This window comes from uncultured Clostridium sp. (assembly GCF_947039605.1).
Lineage (GTDB): Bacteria > Bacillota > Clostridia > Clostridiales > Clostridiaceae > Sarcina.
In genome coordinates, this window is sequence record NZ_CAMQZG010000001.1 from 229,727 (window position 1) to 246,674 (window position 16,948).

A 16,948-nucleotide genomic window follows, 5' to 3' on the forward strand; every position below is an offset into this window, starting at 1 on the left:
AGTGTTTTAGTAAAATTTATTAATTTTATTTACACTCTTGCCCTACATTAAACCTATATGGAATTAATAGGATATCTATCTTCAACTAGATTATGTTCATATAATAATTGATTTATTCACTTAATACTCAAAATAAGGAGCTAAGATAATTCTTAGCTCCCCACCTTTATTTCATCTTAATATTCTTGATTTGCAAGTCTTTTATATCCTGCATATCTTTCTAATGCATCTTTTTCTGTCTTCTCAAATAATTCTTCTGCGTGATCTGGGAATGCCTTAAGAAGTGAAGCATATCTTACTTCTCCTAATAAGAATTCTCTAAAATCACCTTTTGGTTCTTTTGAGTCAAGTGTAAATGGATTTTTACCTTGCTCTCTAAGTGTTGGATTGAATCTATATAGTGCCCAGTATCCACAATCAACTGCTGCTTTTCCTTCTACATATATATTACTCATACCAGCTTTAATTCCATGACTGATACATGGTGAGTAAGCAATTATTAGTGATGGTCCTTTATATGCTTCTGCTTCTGCGATAGCTTTAAGAACTTGGTTCTTATCCCCACCCATAGAAATTTGTGCTACATAAACATAACCATAACTCATTGCCATCATACCAAGATCTTTTTTCTTAGTTCTTTTCCCTGATGATGCAAACTTAGCGATTGCAGCTGTAGGTGTTGACTTAGAACTTTGACCACCTGTATTTGAGTAAATTTCTGTATCAAATACAAATATATTTACATCTTCTCCTGAAGCAAGAACATGATCTACTCCACCGTATCCGATGTCATAAGCCCATCCATCTCCACCAAAGATCCATTGTGATCTCTTAGTAAGATAATCTTTTTCTGCTAATATTTTTTTCGCAAGTTCACTGTTATTAGCTTCTAATACTGCAACAACATTGTCTGCTCTATCTCTAGTAGCATCTCCGTTATATATATTATCAACCCAGTCATTTAGTATTTCTTTATCATCAGCTGATACTGTTTCCATAAGAACTTCTATCTTAGTTTTAAGACTGTTTCTTATAGCTGTTGTACCAGTAAACATTCCAAATCCAAACTCAGCATTATCTTCAAATAATGAGTTAGCCCATGCTGGTCCTTGACCTTTTCTATTCTTTGTATAAGGTGTTGCTGGTGCTGATGCTCCCCATATTGATGAACATCCTGTAGCATTCGCTATCATCATTCTATCACCATATAATTGAGTTATAAGCTTCGCGTAAGGTGTTTCTCCACAACCTGCACAAGCTCCTGAGAACTCAAGAAGAGGCACTTCGAATTGACTACCTTTAACTGTAGTTTTCTTCATTGGGTTAGGCTTAATTGAAACTTCATCTACACAATAATCCCAAACTGGTGTTTGCTCTACTTGTGATGCTTGAGGTTTCATAACTAATGCTTTACCTGGTGCTGGACAAACCTGAGCACAGTTTCCACATCCTGTACAATCTAATGGACTTATTGTGATTGTAAAGTTCATTGGAGCCTCAGTTTTAATACCTTTAGCCACTATTGACTTAGTATTTTCTGGAGCATTTGAAACTTCTTCATCTGTCATAAGAACTGGTCTTATTGTAGCATGTGGGCAAACATACGCACACTGGTTACATTGAATACATTTATCTTCAACCCATTCTGGTACATTAACTCCGATTGCTCTTTTTTCATAATAAGCTGTTCCTGACTCAAATGTACCATCTTCATAGCCTTTGAATGCTGAAACTGGAAGCTTATCTCCTTGTAAGTTGTTTATTGGCTCAACTATATCAGTAATAAATGCTGGTTTAGCTTTGCTCTCTAAACTTAATACTTTTTTATCTTCTGCATTTTTCCATGAATCTTTAACTTCTATCTCAACAATTGAATCAATTCCTTTATCAATAGCTGTAAAGTTCATATCTAATACTTTTTGACCTTTTTTACCATATGAAGTAACTACTGCTTCTTTTAAGAAGTTAACTGCTTCTTCAACTGGAATGATATTTGCAAGCTTAAAGAAAGCTGATTGCATTATCATGTTTATTCTTCCACCAAGACCAACTTCTTGTGCTATCTTAACAGCATTTAAAGTGTAGAACTTAATGTTATTTTCAGCTATATATCTTTTATATGCTGCTGGTAACTTAGCTTCTACTTGCTCTGGTGTCCAAATTGTATTTAATAAGAATGTTCCATCCTTTTTAAGTCCTTCTAAAACATCATATTTCTTAACATATGATTGGTTATGACAAGCAATAAAATCAGCTTGATTTATAAGGTAAGGTGATTTTATTTTTTTATCTCCAAATCTTAAGTGAGAAACTGTTATTCCACCTGATTTCTTAGAATCATATGCAAAGTAACCTTGAGCATACATGTCTGTGTGGTCACCTATGATTTTAATAGCACTTTTGTTTGCTCCAACAGTACCATCTGAACCAAGTCCCCAGAATTTACATGATTTAATTCCCTCTGGAATTGTGTTAACTGACTCTGCCCATTCTGGAACTTCAAGTGATGTATTTGTTACATCATCTACTATAGATAATGTGAATCCATCTTTTGAATTTTCCTTTTGAAGATTTTCATATACAGCTATTATATCTTTTGGTAATGTATCTTTTGATCCAAGACCAAATCTACCACCAACAATTTTAGGCGCATTTTCTTGTCCATAGAAAGCATTTCTTACATCAAGAAGTAATGGCTCTGCTGCTGAACCTGGTTCTTTTGTTCTATCTAAAACAGCTATGCTCTTAACTGAGCTTGGTATAGCTTTCTTTAATCTTTCTATTGAGAATGGTCTAAATAATCTTACTTTAACAAGACCAACTTTTTCTCCATTTGCATTTAAATAATCAACAGTCTCTTCAACTAATTCTGTAAGTGAACCCATTCCAACGATTATTCTATCAGCATCTGGTGCTCCATAGTAATCGAAACAATTATATTCTCTACCAGTAAGTTTTGTGATTTCTTTCATGTATCCTTCTACTATTTCTGGAAGTTCATTATAAAATCTATTAACTGATTCTCTTCCTTGGAAGTAGATATCAGGATTTTGTGCTGTTCCTCGAGTCACAGGATTATTAGGATTTAAAGCTTTATTTCTAAAGTTATCAACTAAACTCATGTCTAACATATTTTTAAGTTCATCATACTCTAAAACTTCTACTTTTTGAATTTCATGTGATGTTCTAAATCCATCAAAGAAGTTAATAAAAGGAATTCTTGATTTTAATGTTGCAAGGTGAGCTACTGGTGAAAGGTCCATAACTTCTTGTACTGACCCTTCTGCAAGCATTGCAAATCCAGTTTGTCTAGCTGCCATAACATCTTGGTGATCACCAAATATACTTAATGATGATGCTGCTAAAGCTCTAGCTGAAACGTGGAATACACATGGTAATAATTCTCCAGCTATTTTATACATATTAGGTACCATAAGAAGTAACCCTTGTGATGCTGTAAATGTTGTTGTTAAAGCTCCTGCTTGAAGTGAACCATGAACTGCTCCTGCTGCTCCTGCTTCTGATTGCATTTCTACAACCTTAACTGAATCTCCAAATATATTTTTTTGTCCTTTTGCACTCCACTCATCTACATGCTCTGCCATAGGTGATGAAGGTGTTATAGGGTAAATTGCTGCCACATCAGTATAAGCATAGGCAACGTGTGCAGCTGCTGTACATCCATCCATAGTTTTCATTTTTCTTTTTACCATTTTGACGACACCTCTTTCTTAAACTTTAAATAACATAATAACTAGTTCATTTAAGTAATCTTTTGTTTAAATCCTATTTATAAATTTTACTCAAAATTAAAATACCACACAACTATGTATTATTAATGAATTCATTCACTTTTGAGTATTCCCTAAATATAAACAGAATTTTACCTTAATATAAATATATATCTTTAAAGGTATATTTATCAAATGCCAAATACAAAGATTATCCCCTCTATACTCTAGTTATTTATTACTTATTTACTTTTCCTTTGTTTTTTAATAAATATTTATTTTTTGTAGATAATTATTATTTGTTAAAAATCTATGAAGTTATTTAACAGCTTGTTGTATAACTTTTATAATATTATCTATTCCGTTTCCTTGGCCACCTTTAGCCATATTATCAATATAGAGGTTTTTATTTCTATAAAGTTCTTTTAATTTTTCTTCTAAGACTTCCTTAGTTAACTCTTCTTCTTCAATAACCATAGAATAACCTGATTTTTTAAATGACTGAGCATTTAAAACCTGATCTCCTCTTGATGCTTTAGCTGATAACGGTATTAATATATGTGGTTTTTTAAGTGCTACAAGCTCAAATATTGCATTTGCACCAGCTCTTGAAACAACAAAATCTGTATATGCCATTAAATCTGGTAATTCATCTGATATATATTCAAATTGTAGATATCCTTCTCTGCCTTTTAAAGATTCCTCTAAATTATTCTTCCCACAAAGATGTATTATATTAAACCCAATTAATAAATTTTCTAAATTTCCTCTTATAGAATCATTTATAATCTTTGAACCAAGGCTTCCACCAATTATAAGTAATGTTGGTTTTTTCTTTTCAAAATTACAGAATTCTCTTCCCTTTTCTCTATCCCCTTGTAAAAGTTCTTCTCTTATAGGTGTTCCTGTTAGTACTCCATTATCACCTTTTACATGCTTTAAACTCTCTGGGAAAGTAACACATAATTTATCACAAAATGGCATAGCAAGTTTATTTGCAAGTCCTGGTGTAAAATCTGATTCATGTGAAACTACTGGTATTTTTTTCATTGAGGCTGCTATAATTACAGGTACTGTTACAAATCCACCCTTTGAAAATACTACATCTGGCTTCTCTTTTCCAAGTATTTTAAGTGCATCTCCAATTCCTTTTACAACTTTAAGAGGGTCTGTAAAATTCTTAATATCAAAATATCTTCTAACTTTTCCAGATGATATCTGAAAGTATGGAAGACCTTCTTTTGCTATTATTTCTTTTTCAATCCCTTTTTTACTACCTATATATTTTATTTCAAATCCAAGCTCTCTAAGTTTTGGCATTAATGCTATATTAGGTGTAACATGTCCTGCTGAACCTCCACCTGTCATTATAATCTTATATTTACTCAAATTTTTTCACTCCTTAAAAGTACTTTTTTAAAAGTCTAACTTTTTATATTATAGTGCAAATTGATATTAATTCCTATAATCCCTTTAATTTTATGTTATATTGTCATTTCTTTATGGACAAACTAATCTCATAGAAACACAATTTGTATAGCTTAAAGGAGGAATTCTTAATGTCTAAAAAATTAGTGCCCGATTGTAATGATGCTTTATCAAAATTCAAAATCGAGGTCGCAAAAGAACTCGGAATTCATTTCACTGACTACAATGGACATCTAACTGCAAGGGAATGTGGCTCTGTTGGTGGTGAAATGGTCAAAAAAATGGTTGAATCATATGAAAGAAATTTAAAATAAGAAATATTTTAAAGGAGTCATTATAGACTCCTTTTACTTTTTATTCTGATAATCTTATATTATTTATTATAATTTGCATACTCTTTCTTCCATTAAACTCATTTACACTTGGCTTATAAATTGCATCTATATTAAATTTAAATAATGTTCCATTTGATACCTGTTCAAATTTGCCCATTCCATACTTATCATCAAAAACTTCTTTAAATTCTTCTGCCTTATTAAACAACAGGGCATCTATTCTCATATTATTTTCTGGAATAACACATTCAAATTTAATATGATTTTTTTCTAAGCCAATAGTTCTAAAGCTTCTTACATTCACATTCTTAGCTGCTATAACAGGTGTTGCATTTCCTTTTCCAAATGGCTCTAATGCACCTATTTTAGCTATTAGCTTTTCATCAACATAATTAAGATTAAGCGCTACATCTATTTTCACTTTAGGTTTTAACTCTTCATCTGTAAGAGTACAATTATCATTTAATTTTTTTCTAAGTAAAGGTAAATTTTCTTCTGGTGATGAAAGTCCTGCTGCCATTGGATGCCCTCCAAACTTTGGCATAAGCTCTTTACACTTTGTAAGTTCTTCAAACATATTATACTCTTCTATAGACCTTGCTGACCCTTTTGGCATTTCTTTACCCTTAGTCATAACTATTGTTGGAAGATTATATTTTTCCTTAACTCTTCCCGCAACTATTCCTGCTATACTCTCATGTATATTAGGATTATAAACTAAAATTACCTTATCATTATATAACTTATCCTTCTCTATCTGTTCTATAACGTCTTCAACACTCTGTGCTGTAAGCTCTTTTCTTCTTTCATTAAGAGAAACTAAATCTTTTGCAAGTTTTTCAGCTTTTTCTTTATTTGTGGCAGTTAAAAGGTCTACTGATAAGTTTGCTGTTTCAAGTCTACCTGTAGCATTAATACAAGGTCCTATAACAAAGCCTAAATGATAAGCTGTTATTTCCTTCCCTTCTAAATCACAAGCCTTTTTAAGAGCATTAATACCTATATTATTACTATCGTTAAGTTTTTTTAATCCAGCCTTTACAATAGCTCTATTTTCACTTCTTAAATCAACAACATCGCAAACTGTTGCTATTGCACATATTTCTACAAGTTCTAGTGCTTCTTCTCTTTCAATTCCTAATTCTTCATAAAGTGCAATTGAAAGTTTAAAAGCTATTCCTGCACCACACAACAACTCAAATGGGTATGTACAGTCATGTTGGTGTGGATTAACTACTGAGTAAGCATCTGGCACTGCAAATACCTTATTACCAGCTTCATTTTCTATCAATTGTATATCATGGTGGTCTGTAAGAATTACAGTCATCCCAAGTTCTTTTGCTAATTTAATTTCATCAAATGCTGCAATTCCATTATCGCAAGTTACTATAAGACCTGTTCCTTGTTTAGCAAGTTTTTTAACCCTTTCACAATTCATTCCATATCCCTCAGATTCTCTATCTGGAATATGATAATTAAAATTAGCACCACATCTTGTAAATGCTTTTATTAATATACTTGTACTAGATACCCCATCACAATCATAATCTCCATAAATAGTTATCTTCTCACCATCTTGAATAGCTTTCTTAATTCTTTCTACTGACTTTTTCATATCCTTCATTAAATATGAATCAAAAAGATTATCAAGTGACCCATTTAAAAATATATTTGCCTCTTCTAATGTTTCTATATCTCTATTAACTAACATTATTGCAGTTAATCTATCTACACCTAAACTTTCCATAAAATAAGTTGTTTTTTTAGTATTTCTCATTCCAGACTTTAACATCCATTTCTCTTCTCTCACAATATCCTCTCCATATCTATATTTTATTCTAAAATCATTAATGCTTTCTTTTCAAAAACAGATAAAATCAATTCTTTAAATTTATCTAAATCTATATTATCATCAAAATCTAATTCCTTTTGAATATAATTTGGTTCATTAAACATAACATCATATATAGTACTTCTATTTGCTAAAAGTATACCTCTTTCAATATCAAGTGATAACTTTAATTTATATCTTTTCACAAGATGTTTAACATCACTTAGCTTTAACTTATCTAGCATTGCTAATAAATTATCTTCAATATCTGAAATAGCCTTTAAAACTTCATTTCTATGTTTGTTAGATGTATTAATAGCTATCTTAAATATTTCTATACTTTTTTCCCACTTAACCTCACTATAAACCTCATACGAAAGTCCTCTTTTAGTTCTTATCTCATCATATAAAACTGAGCTAACCCCTTCTCCAAAATACATATTGAATATTCTTAATAAAGTAATCTCTTCTAATGTTAAATTACTTAAATCATACGCTACCTGAATTTTAGTTGAATCTGTTTTCAGCTTAAACTCCTTATAAATCCCACTATTAAATTCTTTTCTTTCAAAATTCATGCTTTCAACTGACCTTTTAACCAATCTTCCGAATCTATTATAAACAACCTCTCTAGCTTCCTCATAACTAAGTGAACCTACAAAAGATACAGTCATATTTTCACTAACATAAAATTTATTATAAAAATCTTTAAGCTTTTTTATATTTATATTTTCTATATATTGTTCTGTTCCTATTATTATTCTATTTATTCTCTCGTTCTTAAAAGTACTCTCTAAAAGCAAATCTTCACAATATTGTTCTGAGTCATCACTCCATTCTCTAGATTCTTCTTTAATAACAGAAAGTTCTTCCTTAAAACCATCTTCTGTAAATGAAGGTTCTAAAACTATATCGCTATATAAATCAAACCCTTCCTTAAAATCATCCTTTGAACTCACCCCATAAAATATTACATAGGGATAATTAGTCATTGCATTATTCATAGCAAATAAATTATCTAACTTTTTATTTATTTGCATCTCATTATACTTTTTAGTTCCTTTATATAATATATGTTCAAGTGCATGTGCAACACCTATATTCCCCATATCTTCTCTATTTGCTCCCGCTTCAAGTCCTATACAAAATGATGTATGAACACCTTCTTTGAACTTATATAGAAATCTAACTCCATTTTCAAAAACTTCTAACTTCAATAAAAACGCCTCCAAACATCTAGTCTACTTATATAATATCACTTTTATAAAAAAAAGACTGCCCAAAAAGGCAGTCTAGTATATTCTTAATCTTCGTACATGTATTTTCTTGTCCTAGGAATTTCATTGTTAATTCCTTTTGTGAATACCATTTGGTGAACATCAATTCCACCATAATGGAATGCAGCAGCACATGAATTTAAGTACATTCTCCACATTCTTAAGAATCTTTCATCAAACATTTCTTTTTCTTTCTCTATGTTTGCTTCAAATCCTTCTGTCCAGTGCATTAAAGTCTTCATGTAATGAAGTCTTAAACTTTCAACATCTTGAGTATAGAATCCATGCTCAGCAGCTTGGAATAACTCTTCTCTTACTGTTGGAACATATCCGCCTGGGAATATGTAAGTAGTAATCCACTTATTACCCTCTGTTTCTAGAAGGTTAGTGATGTTATGTACAAGACATACTCCACCTTCTTTAAGAACAGCACTTATGTTATCAAAGTATAATGGGATATTTGAAGCCCCAACGTGCTCTGCCATACCTACACTTACAACTCTATCAAACTCTAATTTACTCTTTTGTAAATCTCTGTAATCCATTATTTTAACTTCGATTAAATCTTCTAATCCTAATTTCTTAATTCTAGCATTAGCTTCCTTGCATTGCTCTTCACTTAATGTAATACCAACACCCTTAACTTTATAAAGCTTAGCAGCTTCAATTAAAAGGTATCCCCATCCACATCCAATATCAAGAAGTGTCTGTCCTTCTTTAAGGTTTAATTTCTTTAAGATATGGTGAATTTTGTTCATTTGAGCTTCGTATAATGTATCATCTTCATTTTTGAAGTATCCACATGAATAACTCATTGTCTCATCTAACCATAATTTATAGAAATCATTTCCTATGTCATAGTGATGTGCTATGTTTTCTTTTGCTTTAACTTTTGCAGCAGCTTTTATAATACCAACAACTTTTAGAAGTTTGCTATCATTGAAGAAACTACTAGTATTTCTCATCATACTCTCTACAGCTTCTTGGATATTTCCTTCGATATCAATATCTCCAGCCATATAAGCTTCTCCTAATGCTAAACTAGCATCAGCTAATAAATCTCTTTTACTTGGAAATTTATTAATTACAAGGTTGAAAGCTGACTCACCTTCTCCTACTTTATGCTCTTCTCCATCCCAAAATTTCACAGTGAAAGTCTTATCACTTAATTTTTTAGTAAACTGTTTTACTAACATTTTATCTAAAGCCATTTAGTTCACCTCATCCAATCTCTTTTGTTTTTTATTAGTTATTAATTTCTTAATAATTAATTCATAAATTCTATTATACTCCCTTTTGTAATTATTGCTTAATTAACATATTTAGCCTTAATCTTTCTTTATAGCTTTTTATTCCATACTATCTCTAATTTACTCTGATTTACTTAATATTATATCCATAAGCAATTAAATTACAATTAATTTGGTGATATAATTTTATTTCAATTGTTTTATTATCAAAGTATTATGATTTTCAGATAATATATCTCTTATATTTATGAAATCAATATATTTGATTCTCTAAAAAGAATAATTATTATTTATTTCAAAGCTTTGTATAACTTGGCTTTTTATAAACTTCTACTTTTCTTGCAAAACTTTGAGGGGGAATTGAAAATGTCATTGCTTGTGAAAACTCAATAAATACATTATCACCACGCCTTAATTTAGTTATGCTACTATCCTCTAAACCTAAAACTTTTATTTTAGTATCTTTTGAGACTATTGCAACTATTTTTTCTTTTTTTATAACACCTCCTTTTATATATCCATCAACTAATACTTTATATCCCTTGTTTCCTTCTTCCTTATCCACTCTTTCTACCACACCTAGAAATATTGGATAATCTGCCTTCTTCATAGTATCTATACTCCCTCCTAAATTGAAGTTCATAAGAAGAATACTAATTCCAACTAAAAATATTTTCAATATAATTCCTCATTTACAATTTTATATGATTAGTATGTGTTGATTTTTATATTTTAATTCTTCTTATTCTAATAAATATTTGAACACTCTTTTTTATATAATAACTTTTTTATACTTCTATTTTTTTTATTTTAAGAATAGATATTTTACTATAAACATTTTAGGAGGATTACTTATGAAAATAACCGTGGTGTATGGTTCTATGAGGCAAAGCAGTACCTATAATATAACAAAACAATTTATTGATAATTTAGCTACTGAAAAATCATATATAAAAGAATTTTTCTTGCCTAGAGATTGTCCTAATTTTTGCAGGGGATGTTTTAGATGCTTTAATGATAATACTAACTGTCCTGACTATAAATTTATAAATCCTATAATAAAAGCACTTGATGAAGCAGATTTAATCATTTTCTCATCACCTGTTTATGTCTGTCATGTAACCGGGGCTATGAAGTCTTTCTTAGACCATTTAGCCTATAGGGCAATCGTTCATAGACCAAGTGAACTTATGTTTAAAAAACAAGCTCTTGCTATTTCAACCGCTGCTGGTGGAGGATGTAAATCTACAAATAAAGATATGTTAGATAGTTTTTTCTTTATGGGAATTGGGAAAAGTCACACCTATGGTACTAATGTATATGCAAGTTCATGGAAAGATGTAAGTGATGAACTTAAACTTAAAATAAAAAAAGATGTCTTAAAACTTTCTAATAAAATCAAAAATAATACTACAAAAAAATTAGTTCCTCCTATTAAAGTTAAAACCTTTTTTTATGTAAGTAAAACTCTTCATAAAAAAGGAAGTTTTACTGAAGTTGATACAAACTATTGGCGTGAAAAAGGCTGGCTTGATAAAATAAAACCTTGGAACTAAAAAAAGCAGACTGTACATTTTAAATACAGTCTGCTTAAATTAATTATTTACTTAAATAGAAATTTACAAGCATTGCTTCTTTTATCTGCTCTGCTTTCGCTTCATATCCTAGTCCCTTTAATATCTCATATGAAAACTCTAAAGCAGTTGCTGGACCTCTACTTGTAATGATATTCTCATCTACAACTACAACTTCTTCCTTGTATATAACATTTCCAAGTTCTTCTTCATACCCTGGATATGAAGTGACATTTCTACCACTTAATATCCCTGCCTTAGCAAGTGCTATTGGTCCTGCACATATAGATGCTACTATTTTCCCTGTGGCATAATAATCTTTAATAAGTTCTATAACTCTAATATTTTCTTTAAGATTTTTTGCCCCTGGCATCCCACCTGGAATGACTATTGCATCGTAATCATCAAATGCTCCATCCTCAAAATAAACATCCGCCTCAACTTTAATTCCATGTGAACTTGTAACTATTTTTTCAGTTACTCCACATAAATCGCACTGAACATTTGCTCTAACACAAATATCTTTAACTGACAAAGCCTCTAATGTTTCAAACCCTTGTGCTAACATAATTAAAACTTTTTTCATCTTCAATTACCTCCTTATTCTAAAAAAGGGAGCAATTGCTCCCCTCTTATCATATTTCACTATCTTATAGAAACATCTTTAACATAATCTTCTAAAACTACACCCATTGCATTACTTCCTCTACCTGCCCTGTTCTGTAATTTCATATCACTAATTTCAATTTCTACTCTTTGCTTATCCTTTGATACAAGTATAAGTTTTTTATAGTTAGAATATTCATCATCTGAATCATCTATATTTACAATGCTTATACACTTAGCAAATATAACCTCATCATCTTTAAGAGTCATAGCAGCAACTCCTGCCGCATTTCTTCCCATAACACTTATATCATTTGCATCAAACTTTATAGCCATACCTGATTTACTAACAACTATAACTCTTGCATTTTCTGAATTGTTTATATCTACTGATACAACTCTATCATCTTCTGACTTAAACTTAGCTGCAAGATTACCCGTTAATGCATCTGCAAATTCTACAAGTCTAGTTCTTTTAGCTATTCCCTTTTTAGTACATAAATAAACATATGCATCATCTCTGTTATAACATTCATCATTTACAGAGAATACTCCTACAACCTCTTCTTTATCACTAAAACCATCTACTATATCAGTAATTTTAAGTTCTTCTTTATTTTGAACAAATAATGATGGGAACTTAAACACATTACCAATACTAGTAAATACTAATATCTCATCTTTTGAATTTGTAGGTGCTTTAATATAACTATCTTTTGCATACTTATGATATATCTTTATGCTTCCTTTTTTATTTATACCAACAGTAAATTCTGCATACTGATATTCCTGTGTTTCAATAACATCAACTATCTTATTAGCTGCATTTAATGAACATAACTCTTCACCTAAAATATTTCTATCTACAAGTTCAAGTATAGGTTCTTCTATAACAGCCTCAAGTCCACCTGAAGTTATAATTTTTAAGAACTTTGGCTCTTTTTCTATATCTTCTAAGAATACTTTTGCAAGTGTATCATCTGATTTAAGTTTAATTGCCACAAGTTTTGTATAGTTACTTATAAGTTTATCAAGACTAGTTCTTTTAATAAGACCATTTGCTGTTATAAATTTAAGTGCCTTGCTTGGACTAAAACTATCAATTGACTCTATTGATATAATCTTTTCTTTCTCAAGATTAAGACTTCTTATAAGACCATCAAGCCTTTCACCTTTCTCTTTCCACTTAGTATCTAATAAATCATAAGTTCTAAACTTATACATATTACCTGCATCTGTAAATATCATAAGTGTTTGTTTTGTATTTGAAGGTATTGAATACTCTAGGTAATCTCCCTCTCTATAATCAATATCTTTCACCTCAGAATTTGAACGCTTATAAGTTCTCATAGGTAATCTTTTAGCAAAACCATCATGAGAAATTGTAACCATAACATCTTCTTCTATTATAAGTTCTTCTATTTCAATTTTAGCTTCACTATCATCTTCTACGATTGCAGTTCTTCTATCATCTCCGTATCTTTCCATAACATCTTTAAGATCTTCCCTTATAACATTTAATAAAGTCGTTTCATCAGATAATATTTTTTTAAGCATTTTTATTTTTTCAAGTAATTCTTTATATTCTTTTTTAAACACATCAACTTCAAGACCTGTTAATCTATAAAGCATAAGTTCTAATATAGAATCTGCTTGAAGAGTAGTAAATCCAAACTTATTTAATAAATTTTCATGTGCATCTTTTTTAGACTTCGATGCTCTAATTACTGCAATAACTTCATCTACTATATCTATAAGCTTTATAAAGCCTTCAACTATATGGAATCTCTTTTCTGCTACTTCAAGTTCTTTTTTAGTTCTTCTTGTTATAACATCCTTTTGATGATTCACATAATGCATTATTATTGTCTTAAGCCCCATAGTTTCTGGCTTTCCATCAGCTAGCGCAACCATATTAAAACTTATGTTTCCTTGTAAATCTGTCTTCTTAAATAAATATTTCATAACCTTATCTGCCATATTCTCATCCGTTGTCTTCTTAAATTCAACAACAGCTCTAATCCCTGTTCTATCAGACTCATCTCTAATATCAGTAATAGAATCTAAAGCTTTTGAATGTTTTTTATCAGCAGTCATATCTGAAATAGTTTGAAGAATCTTTGCCTTATTTTTTCTATAAGGAAACTCTGTTATAACTATTCCAAGTCTATCATTTTCAAGTTTCTCTATACTTGCCTTAGCTCTTACAGTAACTTTTCCAAGTCCTGTTTCATAAGCAGCTTTAAGAGAATTTTTCCCTATCATAACCCCACCCGTTGGAAGGTCTGGCCCCTTTATATATGACATTAAATCTTCTGTTGTAAGTTCATTATTATCAATATAAGCAAGAGTCCCCTCTATAACCTCCCGAAGGTTATGTGGTGGAATATTAGTTGCAAGACCTACTGCAATACCAAAAGCACCATTAACTAAAAGGTTTGGATACTTTGCAGGTAGTACTCTTGGTTCCATCTCAGAATCTGAGTAGTTTGGAACCATCTCTACAACATCTTTATCTATATCACGAAGCAGTTCCATAGATATCTTTGAAAGTCTAGCTTCAGTATATCTCATAGCCGCAGCATTGTCCCCATCCGTGCTCCCCCAGTTTCCATGTCCATCAATTAGTGGTTTTCTTGTACTAAAATCTTGAGCTAGTATTACCATCGCATCATATACTGATGTATCACCATGTGGGTGATACTTACCAAGTATATCTCCGACTATTCTAGCTGATTTATAATATGGTCTATCTGGAAATGCTTTAAGCATATAAGCACCATATAAAATTCTTCTGTGTACTGGTTTTAAACCATCTCTAACATCTGGCAATGCTCTCTCTTTAGCAACTTCTACCGCATAAGGTATATAGTTATCTGGCATTACTTCTTCAAGAGGTGAAACTATAATATTTCTATCTTTTGGAACAACAAACTTTATCTTCGCCATAAATTAACCGCCTCCTAAAACTCACCATGCTTATACATGTATTTTCTTCTTGGTTCTACAACATCACCCATAAGAAGTGATACCATTTTTTCTGCTTTCGCAGCATCATCTATTGTAACCTGTATTAATGTTCTTGTTTCAGGGTTTAATGTAGTTTCCCAAAGTTGGTCTGGATTCATCTCTCCAAGTCCTTTAAATCTTTGAATTAATGAACCTTTTCCAATTTTCTTTTTAGCACCTTCAAGGTCATCTTCAGTATATGCATACATTGCAGTTGGATTTTTTCCCATTTTATAAACTTTATAAAGTGGAGGCTGTGCAAGATATAGATGACCTGCTGCAATAAGTGGTCTCATATATCTATAAATATATGTCATCCAAAGAGTTCTAATATGATATCCATCCACATCAGCGTCACTCATTATTATAATCTTATCATACTTTAAATCACTAGCCTTATAGTGGTCTAATGTCCCTGTACCTATTGCTGTGTTAAATATTTTAAGTTCTTCTGATGCAAGTACATTTTCAAGTTTTTGCTTCTCTGTGTTCATTATCTTACCTTTTGAAGGCATGATTGTTTGGAATCTTCTATCTCTAGCCTGCTTTGCAGAACCACCAGCAGAATCTCCCTCAACAACTATAAATTCATTTACAGTTCTATCCTTTAAAGTACAAACAGCAACTTTCCCTGCAAGGGGTGCAGTTCCTTTTCCTACTTTTCTTTTTTCAGCTTCATTTATTTTTTTAATTTTATCTCTTCTAGCTGCAGCATCAAGAGCATTATTTATAATCATAGTTGCAAGTGGCTTACTATCTTCTATCCACTCTGAGAATCTTGTATATGATAAATCATTCATCATAGTGTATGCTTCTGTATTTCCAAGTTTAGTCTTAGTCTGACCTTCAAACTCAGGGTTTGTTATTTTAATTCTAACAATAGCAGTCATACCTTCTCTTATATCATCACCTTCAAACTCCTTGTCCTTTTCTTTAACAAGTCCAAGCTTTTTAGCCCATTCTTTGAAAGCTCTTGTCATACCTGTTTTAAAGCCTGTTTCATGAGTTCCAGCTTCTGTTGTTGGTATATTGTTAACATAACTTGCTATATTTTCTGTTGTAGAGTCCGTAAATTGAAGACAAACCTCTCCATACATTTGAAGACCATTAACTTCTCTCTCTCCATCAAACAATATAGCCTGTGGGTGAAGAGGTGTCTTACTTTCATTTAAGTATTCAATAAAGTCTAAAAGACCTCTCTCTGAGTAATACTCTTTTATAACTTCTTCATCTTTTCTTTTATCTATAAGTTCAAGTCTCATCCCTTTATTTTGGAATGCAAGTTCTTGAAGTCTTTCATCTATAGTATCAAACTTAAAATCAGGTGTTGAAAAAATTTGACTATCAGGTAAAAATGTAACCATTGTTCCTGTTTCTTTGCTTTTCCCTACAATTTTAAGACCTGTAACAGCAGTCCCTGGCATATCTTTTTTAAGTTCTTTATCATAAGCATATTCAAATCTTTGTCTATATACATTTCCATTTTGCTTAACTTCTACAATAAGCCATTTTGAAAGTGCATTAACAACAGCGGCTCCAACTCCATGAAGCCCACCAGAAGTTTTATAGTTATCATTATTGAACTTACCACCTGTGTGAAGTTCTGTATAAACCATCTCAACACCTGTTTTTTTCTTTGTAGGGTGCATTCCAGTTGGGATCCCTCTACCATCATCGATAATAGTAATACTTTTATCTTTATTTAATATAACAGTCGCTTTTGTACCAAACCCATTTGATATTTCATCTATTGAGTTATCTAATATCTCCCAAATACAATGATGTAAACCCTTTGTTCCAGTAGAACCAATATACATACCTGGTCTAACTCTTACAGGTTCTAACTTTTCTAGTGATGTAAGAGATGTTACATCATATTCTATCTTCTTAGCCATCTAACTCCTCCA

Annotated in this window: 11 protein-coding genes; 2 read left to right on the forward strand and 9 right to left on the reverse strand. The window is 31.1% G+C overall.

Going from position 1 to position 16,948, the window contains the following annotated elements:
- Positions 1–176 precede the first annotated feature (176 nt).
- Together nifJ and Q0V24_RS01130 are read right to left on the reverse strand one after the other, a co-directional pair.
- On the reverse strand, positions 177–3,713 hold the full coding sequence (nifJ, locus tag Q0V24_RS01125) for a pyruvate:ferredoxin (flavodoxin) oxidoreductase (protein ID WP_297517700.1): 3,537 nt from the start codon (positions 3,711–3,713) through the stop codon (positions 177–179).
- A 336-nt stretch (positions 3,714–4,049) separates the two neighbouring features.
- A complete protein-coding gene (locus tag Q0V24_RS01130; protein ID WP_297517702.1) occupies positions 4,050–5,120 on the reverse strand; it encodes an undecaprenyldiphospho-muramoylpentapeptide beta-N-acetylglucosaminyltransferase in 1,071 nt (356 codons plus the stop codon).
- A gap of 170 nt (positions 5,121–5,290) precedes the next feature.
- Between Q0V24_RS01130 and Q0V24_RS01135 the strand changes: the two genes are divergently transcribed.
- On the forward strand, positions 5,291–5,473 hold the full coding sequence (locus tag Q0V24_RS01135; protein WP_297517704.1) for an alpha/beta-type small acid-soluble spore protein: 183 nt from the start codon (positions 5,291–5,293) through the stop codon (positions 5,471–5,473).
- Between the two features lie 40 nt (positions 5,474–5,513).
- Here Q0V24_RS01135 and recJ read toward each other — a convergent pair whose 3' ends face one another.
- The 4 genes from recJ to Q0V24_RS01155 form a co-directional block, all read right to left on the reverse strand.
- A complete protein-coding gene (recJ, locus tag Q0V24_RS01140; RefSeq protein WP_297517705.1) occupies positions 5,514–7,304 on the reverse strand; it encodes a single-stranded-DNA-specific exonuclease RecJ in 1,791 nt (596 codons plus the stop codon).
- A gap of 23 nt (positions 7,305–7,327) precedes the next feature.
- Complete coding sequence (locus tag Q0V24_RS01145) at positions 7,328–8,542, reverse strand: pitrilysin family protein (RefSeq protein ID WP_297517708.1); 1,215 nt, start codon at positions 8,540–8,542, stop codon at positions 7,328–7,330.
- Positions 8,543–8,628: 86 nt separating this feature from the next.
- Entirely contained in the window at positions 8,629–9,813 is a 1,185-nt protein-coding gene (locus Q0V24_RS01150) for a cyclopropane-fatty-acyl-phospholipid synthase family protein (RefSeq protein WP_297517711.1), read from the reverse strand.
- 334 nt (positions 9,814–10,147) lie between these two features.
- Positions 10,148–10,462: a hypothetical protein gene (locus Q0V24_RS01155; RefSeq protein ID WP_297517714.1), complete on the reverse strand. Its 315-nt coding sequence runs from the start codon at positions 10,460–10,462 to the stop codon at positions 10,148–10,150.
- A gap of 244 nt (positions 10,463–10,706) precedes the next feature.
- Here Q0V24_RS01155 and Q0V24_RS01160 point away from each other — a divergent pair, with 244 nt between their 5' ends.
- Positions 10,707–11,408, forward strand: coding sequence for an NAD(P)H-dependent oxidoreductase (locus Q0V24_RS01160; protein ID WP_297517717.1), 702 nt, complete (start codon positions 10,707–10,709; stop codon positions 11,406–11,408).
- A 43-nt stretch (positions 11,409–11,451) separates the two neighbouring features.
- On the opposite strand, the gene Q0V24_RS01165 is transcribed toward Q0V24_RS01160, so the two are convergent.
- From Q0V24_RS01165 to Q0V24_RS01175, 3 genes are read right to left on the reverse strand one after another with little or no spacing between them, the layout of a single operon-like run.
- Positions 11,452–12,012 (reverse strand): DJ-1 family glyoxalase III, encoded by a 561-nt coding sequence (locus Q0V24_RS01165; RefSeq protein WP_297517720.1) that lies wholly within the window; start codon positions 12,010–12,012, stop codon positions 11,452–11,454.
- A 59-nt stretch (positions 12,013–12,071) separates the two neighbouring features.
- A complete protein-coding gene (locus Q0V24_RS01170; RefSeq protein ID WP_297517722.1) occupies positions 12,072–14,981 on the reverse strand; it encodes a DNA topoisomerase IV subunit A in 2,910 nt (969 codons plus the stop codon).
- Between the two features lie 14 nt (positions 14,982–14,995).
- Positions 14,996–16,936: a DNA topoisomerase IV subunit B gene (locus Q0V24_RS01175; RefSeq protein WP_297517724.1), complete on the reverse strand. Its 1,941-nt coding sequence runs from the start codon at positions 16,934–16,936 to the stop codon at positions 14,996–14,998.
- Positions 16,937–16,948: the final 12 nt, after the last annotated feature.